Source organism: Citrobacter sp. Cpo142 (assembly GCF_030332425.1).
Lineage (GTDB): Bacteria > Pseudomonadota > Gammaproteobacteria > Enterobacterales > Enterobacteriaceae > Citrobacter > Citrobacter portucalensis.
On record NZ_JAOWHW010000113.1, the window covers coordinates 305768 to 327443 of the forward strand.

Annotated in this window: 19 protein-coding genes; 8 read left to right on the forward strand and 11 right to left on the reverse strand. The window is 51.8% G+C overall.

Features of this window, described 5'->3' with window-relative positions:
- Window positions 1–7: 7 nt before the first annotated feature.
- Window positions 8–1042: an outer membrane protein assembly factor BamC gene (bamC, locus tag OGY18_RS11265; RefSeq protein ID WP_003835088.1), complete on the reverse strand. Its 1035-nt coding sequence runs from the start codon at window positions 1040–1042 to the stop codon at window positions 8–10.
- 16 nt (window positions 1043–1058) lie between these two features.
- A complete protein-coding gene (gene dapA / locus OGY18_RS11270) occupies window positions 1059–1937 on the reverse strand; it encodes a 4-hydroxy-tetrahydrodipicolinate synthase (protein ID WP_286553011.1) in 879 nt (292 codons plus the stop codon).
- 145 nt (window positions 1938–2082) lie between these two features.
- On the opposite strand from dapA, the gene OGY18_RS11275 reads away from it, so the two are divergent.
- Window positions 2083–2655, forward strand: a complete 573-nt coding sequence (locus OGY18_RS11275; RefSeq protein ID WP_003037954.1) for a glycine cleavage system transcriptional repressor — start codon at window positions 2083–2085, stop codon at window positions 2653–2655.
- Window positions 2655–3125, forward strand: coding sequence for a thioredoxin-dependent thiol peroxidase (bcp, locus tag OGY18_RS11280; RefSeq protein WP_149281444.1), 471 nt, complete (start codon window positions 2655–2657; stop codon window positions 3123–3125). Before OGY18_RS11275 ends, bcp begins: the two co-directional genes overlap by 1 nt.
- Before the next feature lie 110 nt (window positions 3126–3235).
- On the opposite strand, the gene iadA is transcribed toward bcp, so the two are convergent.
- From iadA to OGY18_RS11300, 4 genes are all read right to left on the reverse strand, one after another.
- Window positions 3236–4399, reverse strand: a complete 1164-nt coding sequence (gene iadA / locus OGY18_RS11285) for a beta-aspartyl-peptidase (protein ID WP_286553013.1) — start codon at window positions 4397–4399, stop codon at window positions 3236–3238.
- A gap of 11 nt (window positions 4400–4410) precedes the next feature.
- The gene (locus OGY18_RS11290) at window positions 4411–4872 is read right to left on the reverse strand and encodes a YjiG family protein (protein ID WP_003835099.1); all 462 of its coding nucleotides are present in this window, start codon (window positions 4870–4872) and stop codon (window positions 4411–4413) included.
- Between the two features lies 1 nt (window position 4873).
- Window positions 4874–5533 (reverse strand): nucleoside recognition domain-containing protein, encoded by a 660-nt coding sequence (locus tag OGY18_RS11295; protein ID WP_126317576.1) that lies wholly within the window; start codon window positions 5531–5533, stop codon window positions 4874–4876.
- A gap of 166 nt (window positions 5534–5699) precedes the next feature.
- Window positions 5700–6764: an AI-2E family transporter gene (locus OGY18_RS11300; protein ID WP_003037941.1), complete on the reverse strand. Its 1065-nt coding sequence runs from the start codon at window positions 6762–6764 to the stop codon at window positions 5700–5702.
- Between the two features lie 226 nt (window positions 6765–6990).
- Between OGY18_RS11300 and bepA the strand changes: the two genes are divergently transcribed.
- The gene (gene bepA, locus OGY18_RS11305) at window positions 6991–8454 is read left to right on the forward strand and encodes a beta-barrel assembly-enhancing protease (RefSeq protein WP_149281447.1); all 1464 of its coding nucleotides are present in this window, start codon (window positions 6991–6993) and stop codon (window positions 8452–8454) included.
- A gap of 123 nt (window positions 8455–8577) precedes the next feature.
- The gene (gene arsC, locus OGY18_RS11310; RefSeq protein ID WP_148361657.1) at window positions 8578–8937 is read left to right on the forward strand and encodes an arsenate reductase (glutaredoxin); all 360 of its coding nucleotides are present in this window, start codon (window positions 8578–8580) and stop codon (window positions 8935–8937) included.
- Between the two features lie 35 nt (window positions 8938–8972).
- Here arsC and OGY18_RS11315 read toward each other — a convergent pair whose 3' ends face one another.
- From OGY18_RS11315 to OGY18_RS11330, 4 genes are all read right to left on the reverse strand, one after another.
- Entirely contained in the window at window positions 8973–9674 is a 702-nt protein-coding gene (locus tag OGY18_RS11315) for a DnaA inactivator Hda (RefSeq protein ID WP_211924219.1), read from the reverse strand.
- Window positions 9675–9769: 95 nt separating this feature from the next.
- Window positions 9770–11059, reverse strand: a complete 1290-nt coding sequence (gene uraA, locus OGY18_RS11320; protein WP_003835107.1) for a uracil permease — start codon at window positions 11057–11059, stop codon at window positions 9770–9772.
- A gap of 96 nt (window positions 11060–11155) precedes the next feature.
- Window positions 11156–11782 carry a uracil phosphoribosyltransferase gene (gene upp, locus OGY18_RS11325; RefSeq protein WP_003835110.1) on the reverse strand — a complete coding sequence of 209 codons (627 nt, stop codon included), beginning with the start codon at window positions 11780–11782 and terminating at the stop codon, window positions 11156–11158.
- A gap of 183 nt (window positions 11783–11965) precedes the next feature.
- Entirely contained in the window at window positions 11966–13396 is a 1431-nt protein-coding gene (locus OGY18_RS11330) for a 6-phospho-beta-glucosidase (RefSeq protein WP_286553016.1), read from the reverse strand.
- Between the two features lie 295 nt (window positions 13397–13691).
- Here OGY18_RS11330 and purM point away from each other — a divergent pair, with 295 nt between their 5' ends.
- From purM to ppx, 4 genes are all read left to right on the forward strand, one after another.
- On the forward strand, window positions 13692–14729 hold the full coding sequence (gene purM, locus OGY18_RS11335; protein ID WP_198579112.1) for a phosphoribosylformylglycinamidine cyclo-ligase: 1038 nt from the start codon (window positions 13692–13694) through the stop codon (window positions 14727–14729).
- Entirely contained in the window at window positions 14726–15367 is a 642-nt protein-coding gene (gene purN, locus OGY18_RS11340; RefSeq protein ID WP_003835118.1) for a phosphoribosylglycinamide formyltransferase, read from the forward strand. The genes purM and purN overlap by 4 nt, the downstream gene beginning before the upstream one ends.
- Window positions 15368–15581: 214 nt before the next feature.
- Window positions 15582–17648 carry a polyphosphate kinase 1 gene (ppk1, locus tag OGY18_RS11345; RefSeq protein ID WP_016153984.1) on the forward strand — a complete coding sequence of 689 codons (2067 nt, stop codon included), beginning with the start codon at window positions 15582–15584 and terminating at the stop codon, window positions 17646–17648.
- A gap of 4 nt (window positions 17649–17652) precedes the next feature.
- Window positions 17653–19194, forward strand: coding sequence for an exopolyphosphatase (gene ppx, locus OGY18_RS11350; RefSeq protein WP_003835121.1), 1542 nt, complete (start codon window positions 17653–17655; stop codon window positions 19192–19194).
- Here ppx and OGY18_RS11355 read toward each other — a convergent pair.
- A complete protein-coding gene (locus tag OGY18_RS11355; protein ID WP_286553018.1) occupies window positions 19174–21444 on the reverse strand; it encodes a bifunctional diguanylate cyclase/phosphodiesterase in 2271 nt (756 codons plus the stop codon). The two genes, ppx and OGY18_RS11355, sit on opposite strands and share 21 nt — an antisense overlap.
- Window positions 21445–21676: the final 232 nt, after the last annotated feature.

The following is a 21676-nucleotide window of genomic DNA, read 5'->3' on the forward strand; positions in this document are numbered from 1 at the left end:
TTTATTTTTACTTACTGAACGCTGCCTGGAAGACGGCGACCAGCGCGTCGTTCTGGCTTTGCGTCAGGGTATGCCCCTTCGGATCGATAAACTGCAAGCTGCTGCGGTTGTCTAAATCACCGACCTGCAGTTTATAGTCGCCGGATACCAGACCCGGATCGCTTGCGCCCAACTCCTGCCAGTTGCTATCGGACAGTGGTTTGTAGGTCACCGCGATGCTGCCCTGAGAACGGGTGCTGTCGGTTACCTTCATCCCCACTTTCTCAAGCGCTGCCGGCAGACGCTGCCACACCACGTTGAACGGTCCACGTACCACCAGCATTGGTAAACCGGTGTCATCGGCGGCGCTCTGAACATCCATGGTGGCTGCAGAGCGGTTCTGCGCGGCATTCGCGGCGTCGGTGGCGTTCTTATCCAGACCAGCAGAGATAACGTTCATCATCTCAGCGCTGTAGCGCTGCATTGATGCCGCATCGGCTACGGGTTTACCCGCCTGCTCGAGGTTAACCAGTTTCACCGTAACCGCTTGCTGATAGCCCTGCGGTTTAACCGAGATTTGATAACGTCCACGGTACTGCTCGTCTTCATCCAGACGGTTCCAGTCAACCCAGTCGGTGGTCAGCGTCTGGCTGGCATCATCACGTTTGGTGATCGTGTAGTTTTTAGACTGAATGACGCTAACGACCTGCGGCCACAGCGTGTTGCCACGACCGTTTTCCACCAGTAATGTCGACGTATCACCCGCGATCTGTGTGCGAGCACCGGTGACTAATGCTAACGGCTGAGCCGGTGGACGAATATCCAGCGCTTTACCCACGGCACCACTGCCGTTGGTTACCGGGATATTATAGTCGCCCGACATAACCGGCAGAATCATCCCAGCTGGAGCATGAAGCTCAGCAAGCGGTGCGGCCTCCAGATAGGATTCATCACCGCTCACCTGGCGCTTATAGCGCGAGTCAGAGCTACAGGCCGCGAGCAACATAACAAGCGAAACACCCGCAACCTTGGCCAGGCGCGACTTTTGTACTGAGTAAGCCATCAAATCTCCCTAAACTTTACAGCAAACCGGCATGCTTAAGCGCCGCTTTGACGATTTCACGAGCATTGTCCGTGATTGGCGTCATCGGCAGACGTAGCGTATCGGTCGCCACAAGTCCCAACTCCTTACACGCCCATTTCACGGGAATAGGGTTGGGTTCGACAAATAGTTTGTTGTGTAACGGCATCAGACGTTGGTTAATCACCCGCGCCTCGGCAAATTGCCCGGCTGCCGCCAGTTTGCACATTTCAGCCATATCACGTGCCGCAACGTTAGACGTTACGGAAATCACGCCATGACCACCGAGCTGCATAAAATCCAGTCCGGTCGCGTCATCACCGCTGAGCAGAATAAAGTCGTCCGAAACCAGCTCTTTGATCTGGTGAACGCGACTTAAGTTCCCCGTGGCCTCTTTAATAGCGATAATATTTTTAACTTTCGCCAGACGACCAACGGTTTCCGGCAGCATATCGCAGCCAGTACGGGACGGCACATTATACAGAATTTGCGGCAGGTCAGTATGCTCAGCAATGGCTTTGAAATGCTGGAACAAACCTTCCTGGGTTGGGCGGTTGTAGTAAGGCGTCACCGTCAGGCAGCCGACAACACCGCTGTCGTTGAAACGCTGCGTCAGACTAATGGCTTCCGCGGTCGCATTGGCGCCGGTTCCGGCAATAACCGGAATACGCCCGTCAGCCAGCTCCAGCGTCATCACCACCACATCGCCATGTTCATCATGACTCAGGGTGGCGGACTCACCGGTGGTGCCAACAGAAACGATCGCCGAGGTGCCGCTGGCGACATGATAATCAATCAGTTTTTTCAGGCTCGACCGGCAGACTTTACCTTTCTCATCCATCGGCGTAACAAGCGCGACAATACTTCCCGTGAACATGGGCCATCCTCTGTGCAAACAAGTGTCTCAATGGTACGTTTGGTACGACAATAAAAGCAAGCGACCAGAGCCGTTCTGATTGTTGTATGCATGTTTTTTTTATGCTTTCCTTATGATTACCTCACCGCTCAAAGGAAGAACAGGTTTGACATCGTCATCGCAACACTATCTGGTCATTACTGCGCTGGGTGCCGATCGCCCAGGAATTGTGAACACCATCACGCGTCATGTCAGCAGTTGCGGCTGTAATATCGAAGACAGCCGACTGGCCATGCTGGGTGATGAGTTCACGTTTATCATGTTGCTGTCGGGAACCTGGAATGCCATCACCCTGATTGAATCAACCCTGCCATTAAAAGGCGCAGAGCTGGATTTACTCATTGTGATGAAGCGCACGACCGCGCGCCCCCGTCCGGCAATGCCTGCTACGGTATGGGTGCAGGTCGATGTCCCTGATTCTCCCCATTTGATTGAACGCTTCACCGCTCTGTTTGACAGCCACCAAATGAATATTGCGGAACTGGTTTCACGCACGCAACCGGCTGAGAATGGAAAGGCGGCGCAGTTGTTTATTCAAATTACCGCACATAGTCCTGCGTCACATGATTCGGCAAATATTGAAGATGCGTTTAAAGCACTCTGTACAGAACTCAATGCGCAAGGCAGTATTAACGTCGTCAATTACTCACAGCATGATGAACAGGATGGAGTTAAGTAATGAACCCACTGAAAGCCGGTGATATCGCACCGAAATTTAGCTTGCCGGATCAAGACGGAGAACAAGTAAATTTAACCGACTTCCAGGGACAGCGTGTTCTGGTTTATTTTTACCCGAAAGCCATGACACCCGGCTGTACCGTACAGGCCTGCGGCCTGCGCGATAACATGGATGAGTTAAAAAAAGCGGGTGTTGAAGTGCTGGGGATCAGCACTGACAAACCAGAGAAGCTTTCCCGATTCGCGGAGAAAGAAGTCCTGAATTTCACGCTCCTGTCCGATGAAGATCATCAGGTTTGCGAGCAGTTCGGCGTCTGGGGTGAGAAGTCATTTATGGGCAAAACCTACGATGGCATCCACCGCATCAGCTTCCTGATTGATGCCGAAGGGAAAATTGAGCATGTGTTTGATGACTTCAAAACCAGCAACCACCACGACGTGGTAATGAACTGGTTGAAAGCAAATGCCTGATTTGCGTTTAGCTGAATAAAGCCTGATGGCGCTTCGCTTATCAGGCCTACAGTTTGCACACTTTGTAGGCCTGATAAGGCGTATACGACGCCATCCGGTATAAAAGGTGTTTATTCAAACGTCCCTTTTACGCAGGCTTTTTTCTCCCTGACCACGGCTTTTCCCTTCGCCCACAGGTGATAAACCTCCAGCGCGTCGTTGAGCACCAGAATGTCCGCATCGCATCCCACCGCCAGACGCCCTTTATGCTCCAGTGCCAAAAATTCTGCGACCGTACGCGTCAGCGGACACAGCGCCTGTTCCAGCGGTATGGCATGAACCGTCACCAACTGGCGCACCGTCTCGGCCAGTGATTCAAACCCCGCGACACCGATGCCGGTGAGATTGCCAAGCTCATCAAATTCCGGCTGGCTGCCGTTGCCATCCGAGCTAAGGGTAATGCGCGACAGCGGCACGTTCTGGCGCAGCGCCGTGGCGATAGCCGTGGCCGGGTCGACGGGCTCATCAATGCTGCTGGTAATGTCGATATAACCGCCTTTACGGGCATACTCCAGCGCCGCCTGGAACAACGGTTCCGCACGGTTAACGTGTGTCGGCAACAGTTTAGTAATCGGCACATCGCAGCAGTCGAGGATCTGGTACAACGGTTCCAGCATGCGCGGGCTGTCGCCCATATGGAAAACACTGATCCCTGGTTTGCGCCCTAACAATCCGCCGACGCGCGACTGCGCCGCCATGTTTGCCAGCGCCGAGGTATCCGGGGCTGAGGAACGATGGTCCGAAACCGCACATTTCACGCCAATGATTTTATCGATCAGCGCCACGTCGCGATCGATACTGCCGGTGATAGTCGGGGAAGGCAGAGAATACGCCCCGGTGAGCATCCATGCGCTGATGCCTTCAAACTCCAGCGCGCGGGTTTTTGCCAGCAGCGATTCCGGGTGACGGGTAATGCCATCGGTCCCCAGCAACCCCACCACCGACGTGACGCCAGCTTCAACCAGCCGTGACAAGCGCACTTCCGGGGTGCGGGTATGCGGCCCCGCCTCCCCACCGCCGCCAATAAGATGGACGTGTTGATCGATAAATCCTGGGCATACAATCGCGCCGTCAAGATTGATACACTCGCAACCGGGAAAGTCTTCAGGAGAAATTGACGGGGCGATGGCAACAATTTTGCTGCCGGAGACCAGTATATCCTGTCGCCCTAAATCTTCCGGCGCATACACGTGTCCCTGCTGGAACAACGTCAAATCAAGAATTGAACAGTTCATAACCTTCCTTGTCAGGCAATAACCTGCATAACCCAAATAGAGAGCAGCGCATTAATGACGCATACCGCAATAATTAGCGGGTAATAACGAGGATGAACCCCCGCGGTCCCCAGACAACGGCCCACATTTTGCACCGGATTTCCCATCAGGTAGATAGCCGGTAACAACACCGTGGCATCATGTCCCGAAAGCGTACCGGCGACAACCAGGCTGGCGCACACGCCGACGCCGCCCCCCATACTCATCACCGCTGCCAGCAGCACAGTGGCAGATTCCCCCGGCAGCCCCCACAGCGCCATTACCGGCTCGCATACCCGCCCGACAACCTCGAGCAGCCCTGTCACCTTCAGCGCCTGAATAATCACAAACGCCATCACCACGTTAGGCAACAGACTGGTTGTTGCAATGGTAAACCCGCGCCGTGCGCCATCGATAAACATATCCATGACGTTTTTACGTACCTGTGTTGTCATCTCACGCCTCCTGCTGCATACGGCGATTTTCCAGCTGCGCGATCCATACACGCAACAGGTTCGCGCCCACAAATTTGAAGACAAGGATCACCGCCAGCGGCGTAATCACCGGAACGGTCACCATCGTAAACAGCGCTGCGCCAGAAGAAAAATAGTTGGTAATGCACGCGCTGCCGCTGGTTTGCCAGCAGGCAAAAATAGCGCGTTCCTGCTCTGTGATAATGCCCTCTTCCGCCATTTCTTTGGTCATCCCGGCCGCGGCATCGGTATTTTGCAAATTCGCAATCAACGCCAGCGAACAAATACCCGGAATGCCCAGTAACGGACGCAGGACCGGCGTCATCAGCTGTTGTGCCGCGCGCAACCCACCCAACCCTTCGGTGACAGAAATAATCCCAAGCGAAAGAATGACGGAAGGTGCCAGCTCAAGCGCGAATAAGAAACCGTCTTTGGCCCCCATCCCTCCAGAGCCACGAAAAGAGACCGCCGTGCCGCCCGCAGCATTAATCTGCCCAAACGCACCGTTGAGGACGGTGAAGTCAAAGACCCGCCACCATTCGGTACTTTTCGCAAACATGCCGGAAAAAAGAATAATCGTAATAAAAAAAGCGAGATAACCGCCCCATCCCACCTTTTGCTGCGTGTGTGTGCTGTGACCCATTTTGTTCTCCTGTTGGCCTTAATCCTTGTGTGACTAAAAGACATCACGATGGTCAAGTTAAAGACAAACGCGGAGAAAAACGACACCAGAAGAGATTATTCAGAAAGAGTGGATAGAGGTCAGACAAGTTCAGATCCGGCGACATGATATCGCCGGATCTTGCAGATTAGGGTTCGTCAACGACCTGACCATCCGGCCAGGCATGCATTACCGCTTTGATTAACGTCGCCAGAGGAATCGCAAAGAATACGCCCCAGAATCCCCACAGGCCGCCGAAAATCACTACGGAGAGAATAATCACCAGTGGATGCAGATTGACCGCCTCGGAGAACAGCACGGGAACCAGCAAATTGCCGTCCAGCGCCTGGATTATCAGGTACACGGCAAAACAGCTCCAGAATTCGGTGCCAAGCCCGAACTGGAACAGCGCCACGCCAACCACCGGAATAGTCACCACAAAAGCCCCGATATACGGGATCAGCACAGAGAACCCGACCAGCACCGCCAGCAGCAGCGAATAGTTGAGACCAAACAGCAGGAAGCCGAGCCAGGTCGCTACGCCGACCACCACCATTTCCAGCACCTTTCCGCGGATATAGTTGGTGATTTGCTGATTCATCTCTTTCCATACCTGCCCAGCCAGCCCGCGGTTACGCGGCAGCACCCGGCGCACGGCGTTCAGCATCTGTCCTTTATCCTTGATCAGGAAGAACACCATCAATGGGACGAGAACAAGATAGACCGCCAGGGTCAGCAATCCAACCAGTGAGGCTAACGAATATTTCACCACCGAATCGCCCATGGTGAGCATTCGCGAGCGCATATTTTCCGCCATCGCATCAATGATGCCTGCATCCATCAGCGCCGGGTAACGTCGTGGCAAGGTGGCGGCAAAATCAGACAATTTATTGAGCATGCCGGGCATGTCGCGGATCAGGTAAATTCCCTGCTGCCACGCAACGGGCATCACCACAAAGGCCATCAGCAGTAAAATACCGACAAACACCACCAGCACAATCGATGTCGCCCAACGCCGTGAACAACCAATATGTTCCAGCCGCACTGTCGGCCATTCAAGCAGGTACGCCAGCACAATGGCGACCAGCAGCGGCGCCAAAAGGCCGCTAAAGAAAAACAGTATGCCAAAACCGGCAACAAGAATAATCAGCAGGGCGATGGCTTCGGGGTCGCTAAAGCGGCGACGATACCATTGCATCAACATTTCGAGCATAAAACCCTTCCATGAACCCAATAGCGGGATTGCGATCCCGAATTGTATCGAAATGTCACAAAAAAGACTTCGCTTTTTATGGCTGATTACGCAAAGTGAAAAGACATTTTTCCTGGGTGTTCATCGTCAGGTTTCGCAGTTACACTCCGTAAGCTTGCGGAGTGTGAACGATACTTCACAGCATCGGTCAAATGGCTATCTCAAAAAAGAATACAGGACAGAGGTTATGTTCAGGCAGTTGAAAAAAAACCTGGTTGCTACCCTCATTGCCGCACTGACTATCGGTCAGGTTGCGCCCGCATTTGCTGATACTGCGGACACCCTGCCTGATATGGGAACGTCGGCAGGCAGTACGCTTTCCATAGGACAGGAAATGCAGATGGGCGATTATTACGTACGCCAACTGCGCGGCAGTGCGCCATTAATTAACGATCCATTGCTCACCCAATACATTAATGCCCTGGGGATGCGTCTGGTCTCGCACGCCGACTCGGTAAAAACGCCCTTCACCTTCTTTTTGATTAACAACGATGAAATCAACGCCTTTGCTTTCTTTGGCGGCAACGTTGTCCTGCACTCTGCACTATTTCGCTATTCCGACAACGAAAGCCAGCTGGCATCGGTTATGGCGCACGAAATTTCCCACGTTACGCAGCGTCACCTGGCGCGTGCCATGGAAGATCAGAAACGTAGCGCACCGCTAACGTGGGTTGGTGCGTTAGGTTCAATTTTATTAGCAATGGCCAGCCCGCAGGCGGGTATGGCGGCGCTGACCGGTACGCTGGCGGGTACACGTCAGGGAATGATCAGCTTTACGCAGCAAAACGAACAGGAAGCAGACCGCATCGGTATTCAGGTACTGCAACGCTCGGGATTCGATCCCCAGGCCATGCCAACGTTCCTGGAAAAACTACTCGACCAGGCTCGTTACTCTTCGCGTCCGCCGGAAATTTTGCTGACTCACCCCCTGCCGGAAAGCCGTCTGTCTGATGCCCGTAACCGCGCCAACCAGATGCGCCCGGTGGTCGTCCAGTCGTCAGAAGATTTTTATCTGGCTAAGGCACGAACCTTGGGCATGTACAACTCTGGTCGTAACCAGTTAACCGATGACCTGCTGAGTAACTGGTCGAAAGGCAACGTACGTGAGCAACGTGCGGCGCAGTATGGCCGGGCATTGCAGGCGATGGAAGCCAGTAAATATGACGAGGCGCGTAAAGCGCTGCAACCGCTGCTGGCGGCAGATCCTAACAATGCCTGGTATCTCGACCTGGCAACGGATATCGATCTCGGCCAGAAGAAAACCAGTGATGCCATTAACCGCCTGAAAAACGCCCGCGACCTGCGCACTAACCCGGTTCTGCAGCTCAACCTGGCGAATGCCTATTTACAGGGTGGACAAGCCAAAGAGGCGGCGACCATCCTGAATCGCTATACGTTTAACCATAAAGATGACCCTAACGGCTGGGATCTGTTAGCGCAAACGGAAGCCAACCTGAGCAACCGCGATCAGGAGCTGGCGGCGCGCGCGGAGGGGTATGCCCTCGCGGGACGTCTGGATCAGGCTATTTCGATGCTCAGCAGCGCAAGTTCTCAGGTGAAACTGGGTAGCCAGCAGCAGGCCAGATACGATGCCCGTATTGACCAGCTACGCCAGCTGCAAGAACGCTTTAAACCGTATACGAAGATGTAATTCTCGAACCTTTGCCGGATGGCGACGCTGTAGCGTCTTATCCGGCCTACGTCAGACGCAATATGTAGGCCGGATAAGGTCTTTTGGCCGCCATCCGGCAGTATTGTTATGCAAGGAGAAGTCATGTCAGACGCGATTAAAATCTACCATAACCCACGCTGCTCCAAGAGCCGTGAAACGCTGGAATTACTGAAGTCCAACGGCGTGGACCCGGAAGTGGTGTTGTATCTGGAAACGCCGGCTGATGCAGCAACCCTGCGTGAACTGCTGCAAATGCTCGGTATGTCCAGCGCGCGTGAACTGATGCGCCAGAAAGAGGATCTTTATAAATCACTTAACCTGGCGGACAAAAATCTGAGTGAAGACACGCTGATTCAGGCAATGGTGGAAAACCCGAAACTGATAGAGCGCCCGATTGTGGTTGCCAAAGGTCAGGCTCGAATTGGACGCCCGCCTGAGCAGGTACTGGAAATCGTCGGTTAACCTGCAACCTGCCGCAGTCTTCCCGGCTGCGGCGCTTACAGCTTCAGAATTTCTTTTACGAACGGAATGGTCAGCTTACGTTGGGCGGTGATCGAAGCATGATCAAGCTGATCCAGCGTCATAAACAGCGTACGCATTTCTCGATCCAGACGCTTTAGCAGAAAACGTCCCACATCTTCCGGCAGTTCAAATCCACGAAGTCTGGCGCGTAATTGCAACGCCTGCAGCTTATCTTCATCGGAAAGCGGTTGTAGCTTGTAGATTTGCCCCCAGTCCAGGCGTGAGGCAAGATCCGGCAACCCCAGATTCAGCTGTCTTGGTGGACGATCGCCGGTGATCAGCAAGCGCGTTTTCCCCGACTCCAGGATACGGTTGTAGAGATCAAAGATCGCCATTTCCCACAGCGAATCACCGGCCACACATTCGATGTTATCAATGCAAACCAGCGATAAATGCTCCATTCCGTCGAGCACCTCGGGGACGAACCAGGTGCGTTTGTCGAGCGGCACGTAGCCTACCGCATCGCCGCGCGCGGACAGTTCCGCACAGGCTGCATGCAGCAAATGACTACGGCCAGCGCCTTCACGCGACCAGAGATAAATATACCCGCTATGTTCCTGACGCAGCACGTTTTGCAGTGCAGCCAGTAAAGAGGAGTTATCCCCCGGCCAGAAACTTGCGAAAGTTTCGTCGTCAGGAAGATAAAGTGGCAAAGAGAGCTGTGCCGGTGTGTTCAGAGATACCTCAACCCAGGATTTCATAAAATCGCGTTGAGTTTAACACAGAAATACGTCGCGATAGAACCGGGCAGCGCTGCCGCCCGGTCAGAGATTTACTGTTGCGGACTGTCTGCATCTTTCGCGTCAAGCACGACTTCTTCCGGACGCAGCAGGCTGATAACTTTGAAAATCAGGCTCAGACAGACACCAACGATGGTCGCCAGCGCCATGCCTTTCAGCTCTGCGGCACCGATGTGAACTTTCGCGCCACTTACGCCGATGATCAAAATAACCGAGGTCAGGATCAGGTTCTGCGCCTTGTTATAGTCAACCTTCGACTCGATCAGTACGCGAATACCAGAAGCACCAATCACACCGTACAGCAGCAGCGATACGCCGCCCATAACCGGCAGTGGAATGATTTGGATCGCTGCAGCCAGTTTACCCACGCAGGAGAGCAGAATGGCGAAAATTGCCGCACCGCCGATAACCCAGGTACTGTAAACGCGGGTGATTGCCATTACGCCGATGTTTTCGCCGTACGTGGTGTTCGGCGTAGAGCCGAAGAAACCAGAGATTACCGTAGACAGACCGTTAGCAAACATAGAACGATGCAGGCCAGGATCGCGAATCAAATCTTTTTTCACGATATTCGCCGTTACCACCAGGTGCCCGACGTGTTCAGCGATGACCACCAGCGCTGCTGGCAGGATGGTCAGAATGGCAACCCATTCAAAACGCGGCGTGTAAAACGTCGGCAGCGCGAACCAGTGGGCCTGCGCAATCGGCGTAGTGTCCACAACGCCCATCACGAAGGAGAGCGCATAACCGGCCAGCACCCCGATCAGAATCGGGATAATCGCCATAAAACCGCGGAACAATACGGAACCAAAGACCGTTACCGCCAGCGTTACCATAGAAATGATGATGGTTTTTGAATCCGGTAATTGCCCCTCAGCAGGCAGTAACCCCGCCATACCCGCAGCAACGCCAGCCAGCTCCAGACCGATGACGGCAACGATTGCGCCCATCGCCGCAGGCGGGAACATGACATCCAGCCAGCCGGTTCCTGCCTTCTTAACAATGAAAGAAACCAGGCAGAACAGGACGCCACACATAATGAAACCGCCCAGCGCCACTTCATACCCTAACGGCAGCAGCAGCAGTACCGGGGAAATAAAGGCAAAGCTGGAACCCAGATATGCGGGAATTTTACCCTTACAAATAAAGAGATACAGCAACGTACCAATGCCGTTAAACAGCAGAACGGTAGCTGGGTTGATGTGGAACAGGACTGGCACCAGCACCGTTGCGCCAAACATGGCGAACAGGTGCTGCAAACTAAGCGGGATTGTCTGTAAAAGCGGCGGTCTTTCACTCACCCCGATAGCACGGCGCGTCATAGTATTTTCCTCTGAGTGTTGTTTGTTATTAGCCATTGGGTTGTTTTATTCAAAAAAAAGCCGACTCTTAAAGTCGGCTTCTTTTCACTTATTCGTTTACTTAGTACCAAAAATCTTATCGCCGGCATCGCCGAGCCCCGGAATAATGTATCCGTGCTCGTTCAGTCCCTGATCGATGGAGGCGGTGTACAGCTCCACATCCGGGTGCGCTTTTTCCAGTGCCGCGATACCTTCCGGTGCCGCAACCAGGACCAGCACTTTAATGCTGGTGCAGCCTGCATTTTTCAGCAGATCGATAGTGGCGATAACAGAGCCGCCGGTTGCCAGCATTGGGTCAACGATCAGCGCCATACGCTCATCGATGTTAGAAACCAGCTTCTGGAAATACGGAACCGGCTCCAGCGTCTCTTCGTTACGGTACATACCAACAACGCTGATACGCGCGCTCGGAACGTTTTCCAGAACGCCTTCCATCATGCCCAGGCCCGCACGCAGGATAGGCACAACGGTGATTTTTTTGCCTTTGATTTGGTCAACTTCAACTGGACCGTTCCAGCCTTCAATGGTCACCTTTTCGGTTTCCAGACCAGCGGTTGCTTCATAAGTCAGCAGGCTGCCAACTTCCGAGGCGAGTTCACGAAAGCGTTTAGTGCTGATGTCGTTTTCACGCATCAGTCCCAGCTTGTGTTTGACGAGTGGGTGTTTGACTTCCACGATCTTCATACTCTTCTCCTTTCCTCAGACGAATGGCAACCACAAAAAAAATCGCCGGATTATACCGCTTTTCCTCTCTGGCGCAACACTGCATACGCTTGATATGGATCAACCAAAGTCATTTGCGTCTGAATGATGAGTATAAAACAAGCCCCGCACTGATGGCGGGGCTAGCTGTCAATGCTATGAATTTTAAAGATATTCAGCATTGGTCTGGATAACGTTTTGATACCATGAAAAAGATTTTTTAGGTGAGCGCGTTAATGTCCCGCTACCATCATTATTTTTATCGACATAGATAAACCCGTAGCGTTTTTTCATCTCTCCCGTCCCGGCCGAGACTAAATCAATGCAGCCCCACGGGGTATATCCCATCAGATCCACGCCATCTTCCACCACCGCTTTTTTCATCTCACGTATGTGGGCGGCAAGGTAGTCGATACGATACTGGTCGTTAACTGTACCATCGTCCTCGCGCACGTCGATGGCGCCAAATCCATTCTCCACAATGAATAGCGGCAACTGATAATGATCCCAGAACCAGTTTAGTGAATAGCGCAGGCCGACAGGGTCAATCTGCCAGCCCCAGTCCGATTTCTGCACGTACGGATTGGAAACCAGGCTTTTCGACTCATCGTAATCCAGTTGCGGGTTGTCCGCCGTAGCCTGGGTTGCGAAAGACATATAATAGCTAAAGCCGATGTAATCAACGCAGCCCTCGGTCAGCGCCTGACGGTCTTCCTCGGTGATATCCAGTTCAAAGCCACGACGGGCAAAGTAGTTGAGAAGATGCTGCGGGTATTTGCCGCGCACATGGACGTCGGTAAACCAGTAACGCCGGTGCATGGCATTCATCGCCATCATCATATCGTCTGGCGCGCAGGTCAGCGGATAGATAGGACACATGGCAATCATGCACCCTATCTGTAATTCCGGGTTAATCTCACGCGCGACCTTTACCGCCAGCGCGCTTGCCACCAGCTCATAGTGCGCCGCCTGGTACATGACCGGCTCGCGGTCTTCGCCGGGCTGGTATTTCAGCCCCGAGTTAGTAAAAGGCGCGAAATCTTCGTGATAATTTGCCTGGTTGTTAATCTCATTAAACGTCATCCAGTACTTCACTTTGTGCTGGTAACGGGTGAATACCACCCTGGCAAAACGGACAAAGAAATCGATAAGCTTGCGGTTGCGCCAGCCGCCGTACTCCGTCACCAGATGGTAAGGCATCTCAAAATGCGACAGCGTAATCACCGGTTCAATGCCATATTTCAGGCATTCATCAAACAGGTCATCATAGAACTGTAGGCCAGCCTCATTGGGTTGTTCTTCATCACCTAAGGGGAAAATACGCGTCCAGGCAATAGAGGTGCGAAAACATTTAAAACCCATTTCGGCAAACAGCTTTATGTCGTCTTTATAGCGATGATAAAAATCGATGGCCTCGTGGTTAGGGTAATTTTTTCCGGCAATCACACCATCGGTAATTTCACGCGTCACCCCATGCGCTCCCGCGGTCATGACATCGGCAACGCTAATGCCTTTTCCGCCCTCCTGCCAGCCACCTTCCAGTTGATGAGCTGCTACGGCACCCCCCCACATGAAATCTGCTTTAAATCCTGACATACCCTTCCCCTATCGTGATGACTCTGCGCAAAACGCTGTTGATGAGGTCCGCAACAGAAAACAGAAACCGGTTTCAGTACGATACTGTGCATTCGGCTAACAGGATTCAAGCACAAGACTGTACCCGGTTTCATTTTCGTGGCGCAGCTCAAACAAATAGAGAAATGATTGTAAAATGCTGAAAAAACCAGCAGATAAAACTTGATGCAGAGCAGGCTCGCAAACGTTTGCTTTCCCTGTTAGAATTGCGCCGAATTTAACTTTTACTGCAAGTAAACATGTGGGGAAGCAGGCAGTGACCGATAAAACCTCTCTTAGCTACAAAGATGCCGGTGTTGATATTGATGCAGGTAATGCTCTGGTTGATCGAATCAAAGGCGTAGTAAAGAAAACGCGTCGTCCGGAAGTTATGGGTGGTCTGGGTGGCTTCGGTGCGCTGTGCGCATTGCCGCAAAAATATCGCGAACCGGTACTGGTTTCCGGTACTGATGGCGTTGGTACAAAACTGCGTCTGGCGATGGATCTGAAACGCCACGACACTATCGGCATTGACCTCGTCGCAATGTGCGTCAACGACCTCGTGGTTCAGGGCGCTGAGCCGCTGTTCTTCCTCGACTACTATGCGACCGGCAAACTGGATGTGGACACCGCAGCCAGCGTCATTAACGGGATTGCCGAAGGCTGCCTGCAGTCTGGCTGCGCGCTGGTCGGTGGGGAAACAGCTGAAATGCCAGGGATGTACCACGGCGAAGATTACGACGTGGCAGGTTTCTGCGTTGGCGTCGTCGAAAAATCAGAGATTATCGACGGTTCAAAAGTAGCTGACGGTGACGTACTGGTTGCGCTCGGCTCCAGCGGCCCGCACTCCAACGGTTACTCTCTGGTGCGTAAAATTGTAGAAGTCAGCGGTTGTGACCCAGAAACCACCGAGCTTGAAGGCAAGCCGCTGGCCGATCACTTACTGGCCCCTACCCGCATTTACGTGAAATCCATTCTGGAACTGATCGAGAAGGTTGATGTGCACGCCATTGCCCACCTGACCGGCGGCGGCTTCTGGGAAAATATTCCGCGCGTTCTGCCGGACAACACGCAGGCAGTGATCGACGAATCTTCATGGCAGTGGCCAGCCGTCTTCAACTGGCTGCAAACGGCGGGTAACGTCAGCCAGCATGAGATGTATCGCACCTTTAACTGCGGTGTAGGTATGGTTATCGCCCTGCCAGCTCCGGAAGTGGACAAAGCCCTTGCTTTGCTCAATGAGAAAGGTGAAAACGCATGGAAAATCGGTATCATCAAAGCATCTGATTCCGAACAGCGTGTGGTCATTGAATGAAAAACATTGTGGTGCTCATTTCCGGCAACGGAAGCAATTTGCAGGCGATAATCGACGCCTGCGAACAGAAAAAAATCAATGGCACCATACGTGCAGTATTCAGTAACAAGGCCGATGCGTTCGGCCTTGAACGCGCACGCGAAGCGAATATTCCGGCGCACTCGCTGGAAGCCGCCCAGTTTGCCAGTCGCGAAGCATTCGACCGCCAACTGATTCAAGAGATTGACGCCTATGCACCCGATGTCGTGGTGCTGGCCGGTTATATGCGCATCCTCAGCCCGGCGTTTGTCGCTCACTATGCTGAACGATTGCTGAATATCCACCCGTCTTTATTGCCGAAGTATCCCGGCCTGCACACGCACCGTCAGGTTCTGGAAAACGGCGATGAAGAGCATGGTACCTCCGTCCACTTCGTCACCGATGAACTGGACGGCGGACCGGTTATTCTTCAGGCCAAGGTTCCGGTATTTGAAGGCGACAGCGAAGATGATGTCACGGCACGAGTCCAGGCTCAGGAGCATACCATTTACCCACTGGTGGTAAGCTGGTTTACCGATGGTCGCCTGAAGATGCGTGATAACGCTGCATGGCTGGACGGCGTTCGTCTGCCGCCACAAGGCTACGCCGCCGACGAATAATAAAATTCAACCTGTAAGCCGGATCTCACCATCCGGCCTACAGGCATAACTACCTTTTCCGGTTAATACTACCGGTATTCATCTACGCTCCCCCTTTCTCTTTGCTATCAGACGGTTTATTGTCATATTTTTCTGGCACAGTTGGACATCTGAGAGCAATGCTCGCCATAATAAATCGGTAGTGTCCCGTGAATGAAACGGAGTAAAAGTGGTAATGGGTCAGGAAAAGCTATACATCGAGAAAGAACTCAGCTGGTTAGCGTTCAACGAACGTGTACTCCAGGAAGCTGCTGATAAGTCAAACCCGTTGATCGAACGGATGCGTTTCTTAGGCATCTATTCCAATAATCTCGACGAGTTTTATAAGGTTCGTTTTGCCGAACTGAAGCGCCGAATCATTATTAGCGAAGAACAGGGTTCAAACTCTCACTCCCGCCATTTGTTAGGCAAAATCCAGGCCCGCGTATTAAAAGCCGATCAGGAATTTGACGGCCTGTACAACGAGTTGCTGTTGGAAATGGCGCGCAATCAGATTTTCTTAATCAACGAACGCCAGTTGTCGGTCAATCAGCAAAGCTGGTTGCGTCATTACTTCAAGCAATATCTTCGCCAGCACATCACGCCGATCCTGATTAACCGCGAGACGGATTTAGTCCAGTTTTTAAAAGATGACTACACCTATCTGGCGGTAGAAATTATCCGTGGTGATACGATACGCTACGCGCTGCTGGAAATCCCTTCCGACAAGGTTCCCCGTTTTGTGAATCTGCCGCCGGAAACCCCGCGCCGTCGCAAACCGATGATCCTGCTGGACAACATCTTACGTTACTGCCTTGACGACATTTTCAAAGGGTTCTTTGACTACGACGCACTGAACGCCTATTCGATGAAAATGACCCGTGACGCCGAATACGATTTGGTGCATGAGATGGAATCGAGCCTGATGGAGCTGATGTCATCCAGCCTGAAACAGCGTCTGACCGCAGAACCTGTACGTTTTGTCTATCAGCGTGACATGCCCAATGCGCTGGTCGAAGTACTGCGAGAAAAACTGACGATTTCTCGCTACGACTCGATTGTTCCCGGCGGGCGTTACCATAACTTCAAAGACTTTATTAACTTCCCTAACGTTGGCAAAGCTAACCTGGTGAACAAACCGCTGCCGCGTCTGCGCCATATCTGGTTCGACAACGAGAAGTTTCGTAACGGCTTTGACGCCGTTCGTGAACGCGACGTGCTGCTGTATTACCCCTATCACACCTTTGAGCACGTTCTTGAACTGCTGCGCCAGGCCTCTTTCGACCCGAGCGTGCTGGCTATAAAGATCAACATCTACCGTGTGGCAAAAGATTCACGCATTATTGATTCAATGATCCATGCCGCGCACAACGGTAAGAAAGTTACCGTGGTGGTGGAATTGCAGGCCCGCTTCGATGAAGAAGCCAACATCCATTGGGCCAAGCGTCTAACCGAAGCAGGCGTTCACGTCATCTTCTCCGCGCCAGGCCTGAAAATTCACGCCAAACTGTTCCTTATCTCGCGTAAAGAAGGTGATGAAGTCGTGCGCTATGCGCATATCGGGACGGGGAACTTCAACGAAAAAACGGCGCGCCTGTATACCGACTACTCGTTGCTGACCGCCGATTCGCGCATTACCAACGAAGTGCGTCGGGTGTTTAACTTCATCGAGAACCCGTATCGTCCGGTGATGTTCGATTATCTGCTGGTTTCCCCGCAGAACTCACGCCGTCTGCTATACGCGATGATCGACAAAGAAATCGCCAACGCGCAACAAGGACAGCCTTCCGGCATTACGCTAAAACTGAATAACCTGGTCGATAAAGGTCTGGTTGACCGCCTCTATGCGGCCTCAAGTTCAGGCGTGCCGGTCAATTTGTTGATTCGCGGAATGTGCTCGCTCATCCCGAATCTGGAAGGTATCAGCGACAATATTCGCGTTATCAGCATCGTTGATCGCTATCTTGAACATGACCGGGTCTATATCTTCGAGAACGGGGGTGACAAGCAGGTGTATCTCTCCTCCGCTGACTGGATGACAAGAAACATCGATTATCGTATCGAAGTTGCCACACCGCTTCTTGACCCGCGCCTTAAGCAACGCGTGCTGGATATTATCGATATCCTGTTCAGCGACACGGTGAAAGCCCGCTTTATTGATAAAGAACTGAGTAATCGCTACGTACCGCGCGGAAACCGCCGTAAGGTTCAGTCACAATTGGCGATTTACGACTACATCAAATCACTCGAGCAACCTGACTAAAGATATGCCAATACACGACAAGACTCCACGACCGCAGGAATTTGCTGCGGTCGACCTTGGTTCAAACAGTTTCCATATGGTCATTGCCCGCGTGGTTGATGGCGCAATGCAAATTATTGGGCGACTGAAACAACGCGTACATCTGGCGGATGGCCTCGGCGAAGATAACAAGCTGAGCGAAGAGGCCATGGAGCGCGGGCTAAGCTGTTTATCATTGTTCGCCGAACGTCTGCAGGGTTTTCCTCCATCAAGCGTATGCATCGTGGGAACCCATACTTTGCGTCAGGCACTGAATGCGACTGATTTTCTCAAGCGAGCGGAAAAAGTCATCCCCTACCCGATTGAGATTATTTCCGGCAACGAAGAAGCCCGACTGATTTTTATGGGCGTGGAACACACCCAGCCGGAAAAAGGTCGCAAGCTGGTTATCGATATCGGCGGCGGCTCAACCGAATTAGTGATCGGCGAGGATTTCGAGCCTAAACTGGTCGAAAGCCGCCGTATGGGCTGCGTCAGTTTTGCTCAGATGTATTTCCCAGGCGGTGTAATTAACCGTGAAAATTTCCAGCGTGCCCGCATGGCGGCTGCGCAAAAGCTCGAAACCTTAACCTGGCAGTTTCGCATTCAGGGCTGGAACGTTGCGCTGGGCGCATCGGGCACCATTAAAGCAGCCCATGAAGTGCTGCTGGAGATGGGTGAAAAAGACGGTTTTATCACCCCCGAACGTCTGGACAAGCTGACATCTGAAGTGCTGAAGCACGCGTCATTTGATGCGCTCAGCTTGCCGGGGTTGTCAGAAGAAAGAAAAGCAGTGTTTGTACCCGGACTCGCGATTCTGTGCGGCGTTTTTGACGCGTTAGCTATTCGCGAACTTCGCCTTTCTGATGGTGCGTTACGTGAAGGCGTGCTGTACGAGATGGAAGGCCGTTTTCGCCACCAGGACGTTCGTAGCCGTACCGCCAGCAGCCTGGCAAACCAGTACAACATTGACAGCGAACAGGCCCGGCGCGTACTGGAAACGACGATGCAAATGTACGACCAGTGGCATACGCAGCAGCCAAAGCTGGCCAATCCCCAACTGGAAGCGTTACTGCGTTGGGCAGCAATGCTGCATGAGGTTGGGCTGAACATCAACCACAGCGGTCTGCATCGCCACTCTGCGTATATCTTACAAAACAGCGATCTACCTGGTTTCAATCAGGAACAACAGCTGATGATGGCAACATTAGTTCGTTATCATCGCAAAGCGATTAAGCTCGACGACTTGCCCCGCTTTACGCTGTTTAAGAAGAAACAGTTTCTGCCGTTAATTCAGCTGCTGCGCCTGGGCGTGCTATTGAATAATCAGCGTCAGGCGACCACCACGCCGCCGACTTTGACCCTGATAACCGACGACAGCCACTGGACCTTACGCTTCCCGCATGACTGGTTTAGCCAAAATGCGCTGGTGCTGCTCGATCTGGAGAAAGAGCAGCAATACTGGGAAGCCGTAACAGGCTGGCGACTCAAAATTGAAGAAGAGAGCTCACCCGATATCGCCGCATAAGATCTCAGCAGGTGTCAGTTCATCTGGCACCTGCTTTTCCAGAGTTTCATTCAACGGCAGTGGCTTACCAATCAGATACCCCTGCATGTAATCAATCCCCAGCGAAATCACCGCACTGCGTATTTCCTCGCTTTCGACGTACTCCGCAACCACCAGCATTCTTTTCATCCGCGCCAGATGGCAAATAGAGGCCACGATTTGGTAGTCGAGGCTGTTCGAAACAATATTGCGAATAAAGCTACCGTCAATTTTCAGGATATCGGCATTCACATTTTTCAGCCGCGCATAGCTGGCATATCCAGTACCAAAATCATCAATCGCAATCTGACAGCCCAGTGATTGCAGCTGCAGCAACGTTGCCTGTGCCTGTTCCGCATTGGTCAAGGCATTGCTTTCCGTCACTTCAAAGATAAGTTGCCATGCTTCAACCTTGTACTTATTCAGTAACTGATTGATGTCATTAGGAAGTCGCGCGCGACATACTGAGGTGGGTGATAAGTTGATAGCAAACCGGTGGGCGGGCATTTTTTCCCGATTCTGCGCCATAAATTTCAGCGTATTTTCAATCACCCACAGATCGATACGGGAGGACAAACCAAACTCATGGGCTACCGGCAAGAAGCTATCAGGGGCGATAGTTTCACCGTCATCCCCCTCAAGCCGCAGCAGGATTTCGTGATAAACGTCGCCACGTACGCCAAAAATCGGCTGCGCCTTCAGGAAAAAGCGATTGTTCTCCAGCGCCTGCTGAATACGGTTCATCATCGCAACTTTATCTTTCAGGTCACGTTGCAGGTGCATCACACCACGCCGCTGCAAATTCTCTGGTGAATTGGTTGCCAGCGATAATTCGGCAATGGTACTTAACTCTCCCAGCAACAAATAGATATGGTTAACAGGAGAACGGACATAGCAAAAGCTGATCCCAACCTGCGGTTGCAAAGGCATACCGTCCCAGACAAAACGAAACTGCTTGATATGCCTGTCCAGTGCTTCAATGCGTTCCTGGTGTAGCTCAGTGTTAAAACGCAGGATTAGATCATTACCCGATAATTGATAGACATGCTCATCCTGTTCAAGCAACGGTGTTATCCACTGAGCCAGTTTTTGCTTGTACTGGATACGCAGCATAATGCCGTAATTTTTCACCAGCAGCTCCATGCCCGGAACCCCCAAAAAGCAAAGCACTGACCATGGCGAGTTTTTCAAATCCCGGTTCAAAGCGCGCAAATTCGGAATATGCACCATAGGGTCAAAGAAGGCCAGGCGATGGTTGCGCCGGGTAACAAAACGTTGACGCGTTGCCAGGACAGCAATGAAATTCACGATGAAGGAAAAAACCAGATAACTTGATGAGGTAATGGCAAGCTGCGTATCGTAACCCGAATACCATGGCATATAGCGCTGATAATAATGAATTGCGGTAATAAGTACGACCGCCCATATCAACGAAATAAATTTATAACCGTAACGCATTGCCCCCCACAGCATGACAGGCAGTAACAGTGACAATGTATAATTCGTGCTGAATATTGAGCTTTGTTCATTGAGCGGCATACACAACATTGCCATTAGCACAGTCAATATAATCAACCAGACCGCAAACTCTGTTTTAGTCACTTTGGTATCAAACTGCTGCTTTAACTGAGAAAAATAGCCTCTCAGATGCAAGGGGTTGCGAATTGTTCGAATGATGAAATAACACAGCGGCACACCTACAAGATTCCCCGCGAGTATGGACTGATAGTTGATTAATGTGCCTGTATTGAAAGGCATAACGCCCACCATGCCAGATTTGCTTTCATAAACACCCACAAATGCGGCAAACTGGAAGAGTATCAGAAACAGCGTAGCCGGGCAGAAGACCTGCCAGAACATACGCTGAAACAGCAGGTGAGAGTCGCCGTGGGAAACATTGTTTCGTCGGGGAGAAAATACTTTATATCCTCCCCAGCTAAGCACGATCGTAACTATAAAGTGCGAAATTATTGAAAGTGTTTCAAATAACCCGACCTGCGGATATTTGTACCAGATAATGGAAATGATAATTCCTGGCAATGCCGCCCAGCCAAAAAAAAGCATCAGGCTAATCATCAGCGCTAAAGGCAGATAGAAAAGAATTACGGTCCCCGTACTAATATGGGCGTAGGTAGTAGCAGTGCTCAATACAGGCAACAACAAAGAAGGTAAGATGAGAGGTAATGCCCACCATCTATCTCTAATACCAATATAATTTTTATTGAGTTTCATAGATGCTCAGTAGAATCCCGCACATCCTGTAGGGGGTATTCAGACAGGCATCCCACCTGACCTTAAAACGATAGAATAAAATACATCACAATGATTCATCGATTTTAGTTGTCAGCAAAGTGTGATGTTTGATACATATCAAAAAAAATAGCCCTCATTCATCAATTATTACTCTTTTCATTATTTTTTATCGTTAATACATTATTCATGCAAATAATAACATTAATTTCCA

Coding starts and splice junctions, on each gene's coding strand:
- purN (WP_003835118.1), top strand. CDS start 14,726: ATGAAAAACATTGTGGTGCTCATTTCCGGCAACGGAAGCAATTTGCAG.
- OGY18_RS11300 (WP_003037941.1), bottom strand. CDS start 6,764: ATGCTCGAAATGTTGATGCAATGGTATCGTCGCCGCTTTAGCGACCCC.
- iadA (WP_286553013.1), bottom strand. CDS start 4,399: ATGAACTGTTCAATTCTTGATTTGACGTTGTTCCAGCAGGGACACGTG.
- arsC (WP_148361657.1), top strand. CDS start 8,578: ATGTCAGACGCGATTAAAATCTACCATAACCCACGCTGCTCCAAGAGC.
- OGY18_RS11355 (WP_286553018.1), bottom strand. CDS start 21,444: ATGAAACTCAATAAAAATTATATTGGTATTAGAGATAGATGGTGGGCA.
- bamC (WP_003835088.1), bottom strand. CDS start 1,042: ATGGCTTACTCAGTACAAAAGTCGCGCCTGGCCAAGGTTGCGGGTGTT.
- OGY18_RS11330 (WP_286553016.1), bottom strand. CDS start 13,396: ATGTCAGGATTTAAAGCAGATTTCATGTGGGGGGGTGCCGTAGCAGCT.
- ppx (WP_003835121.1), top strand. CDS start 17,653: ATGCCAATACACGACAAGACTCCACGACCGCAGGAATTTGCTGCGGTC.
- OGY18_RS11290 (WP_003835099.1), bottom strand. CDS start 4,872: ATGACAACACAGGTACGTAAAAACGTCATGGATATGTTTATCGATGGC.
- bcp (WP_149281444.1), top strand. CDS start 2,655: ATGAACCCACTGAAAGCCGGTGATATCGCACCGAAATTTAGCTTGCCG.
- upp (WP_003835110.1), bottom strand. CDS start 11,782: ATGAAGATCGTGGAAGTCAAACACCCACTCGTCAAACACAAGCTGGGA.
- uraA (WP_003835107.1), bottom strand. CDS start 11,059: ATGACGCGCCGTGCTATCGGGGTGAGTGAAAGACCGCCGCTTTTACAG.
- dapA (WP_286553011.1), bottom strand. CDS start 1,937: ATGTTCACGGGAAGTATTGTCGCGCTTGTTACGCCGATGGATGAGAAA.
- OGY18_RS11295 (WP_126317576.1), bottom strand. CDS start 5,533: ATGGGTCACAGCACACACACGCAGCAAAAGGTGGGATGGGGCGGTTAT.
- bepA (WP_149281447.1), top strand. CDS start 6,991: ATGTTCAGGCAGTTGAAAAAAAACCTGGTTGCTACCCTCATTGCCGCA.
- ppk1 (WP_016153984.1), top strand. CDS start 15,582: ATGGGTCAGGAAAAGCTATACATCGAGAAAGAACTCAGCTGGTTAGCG.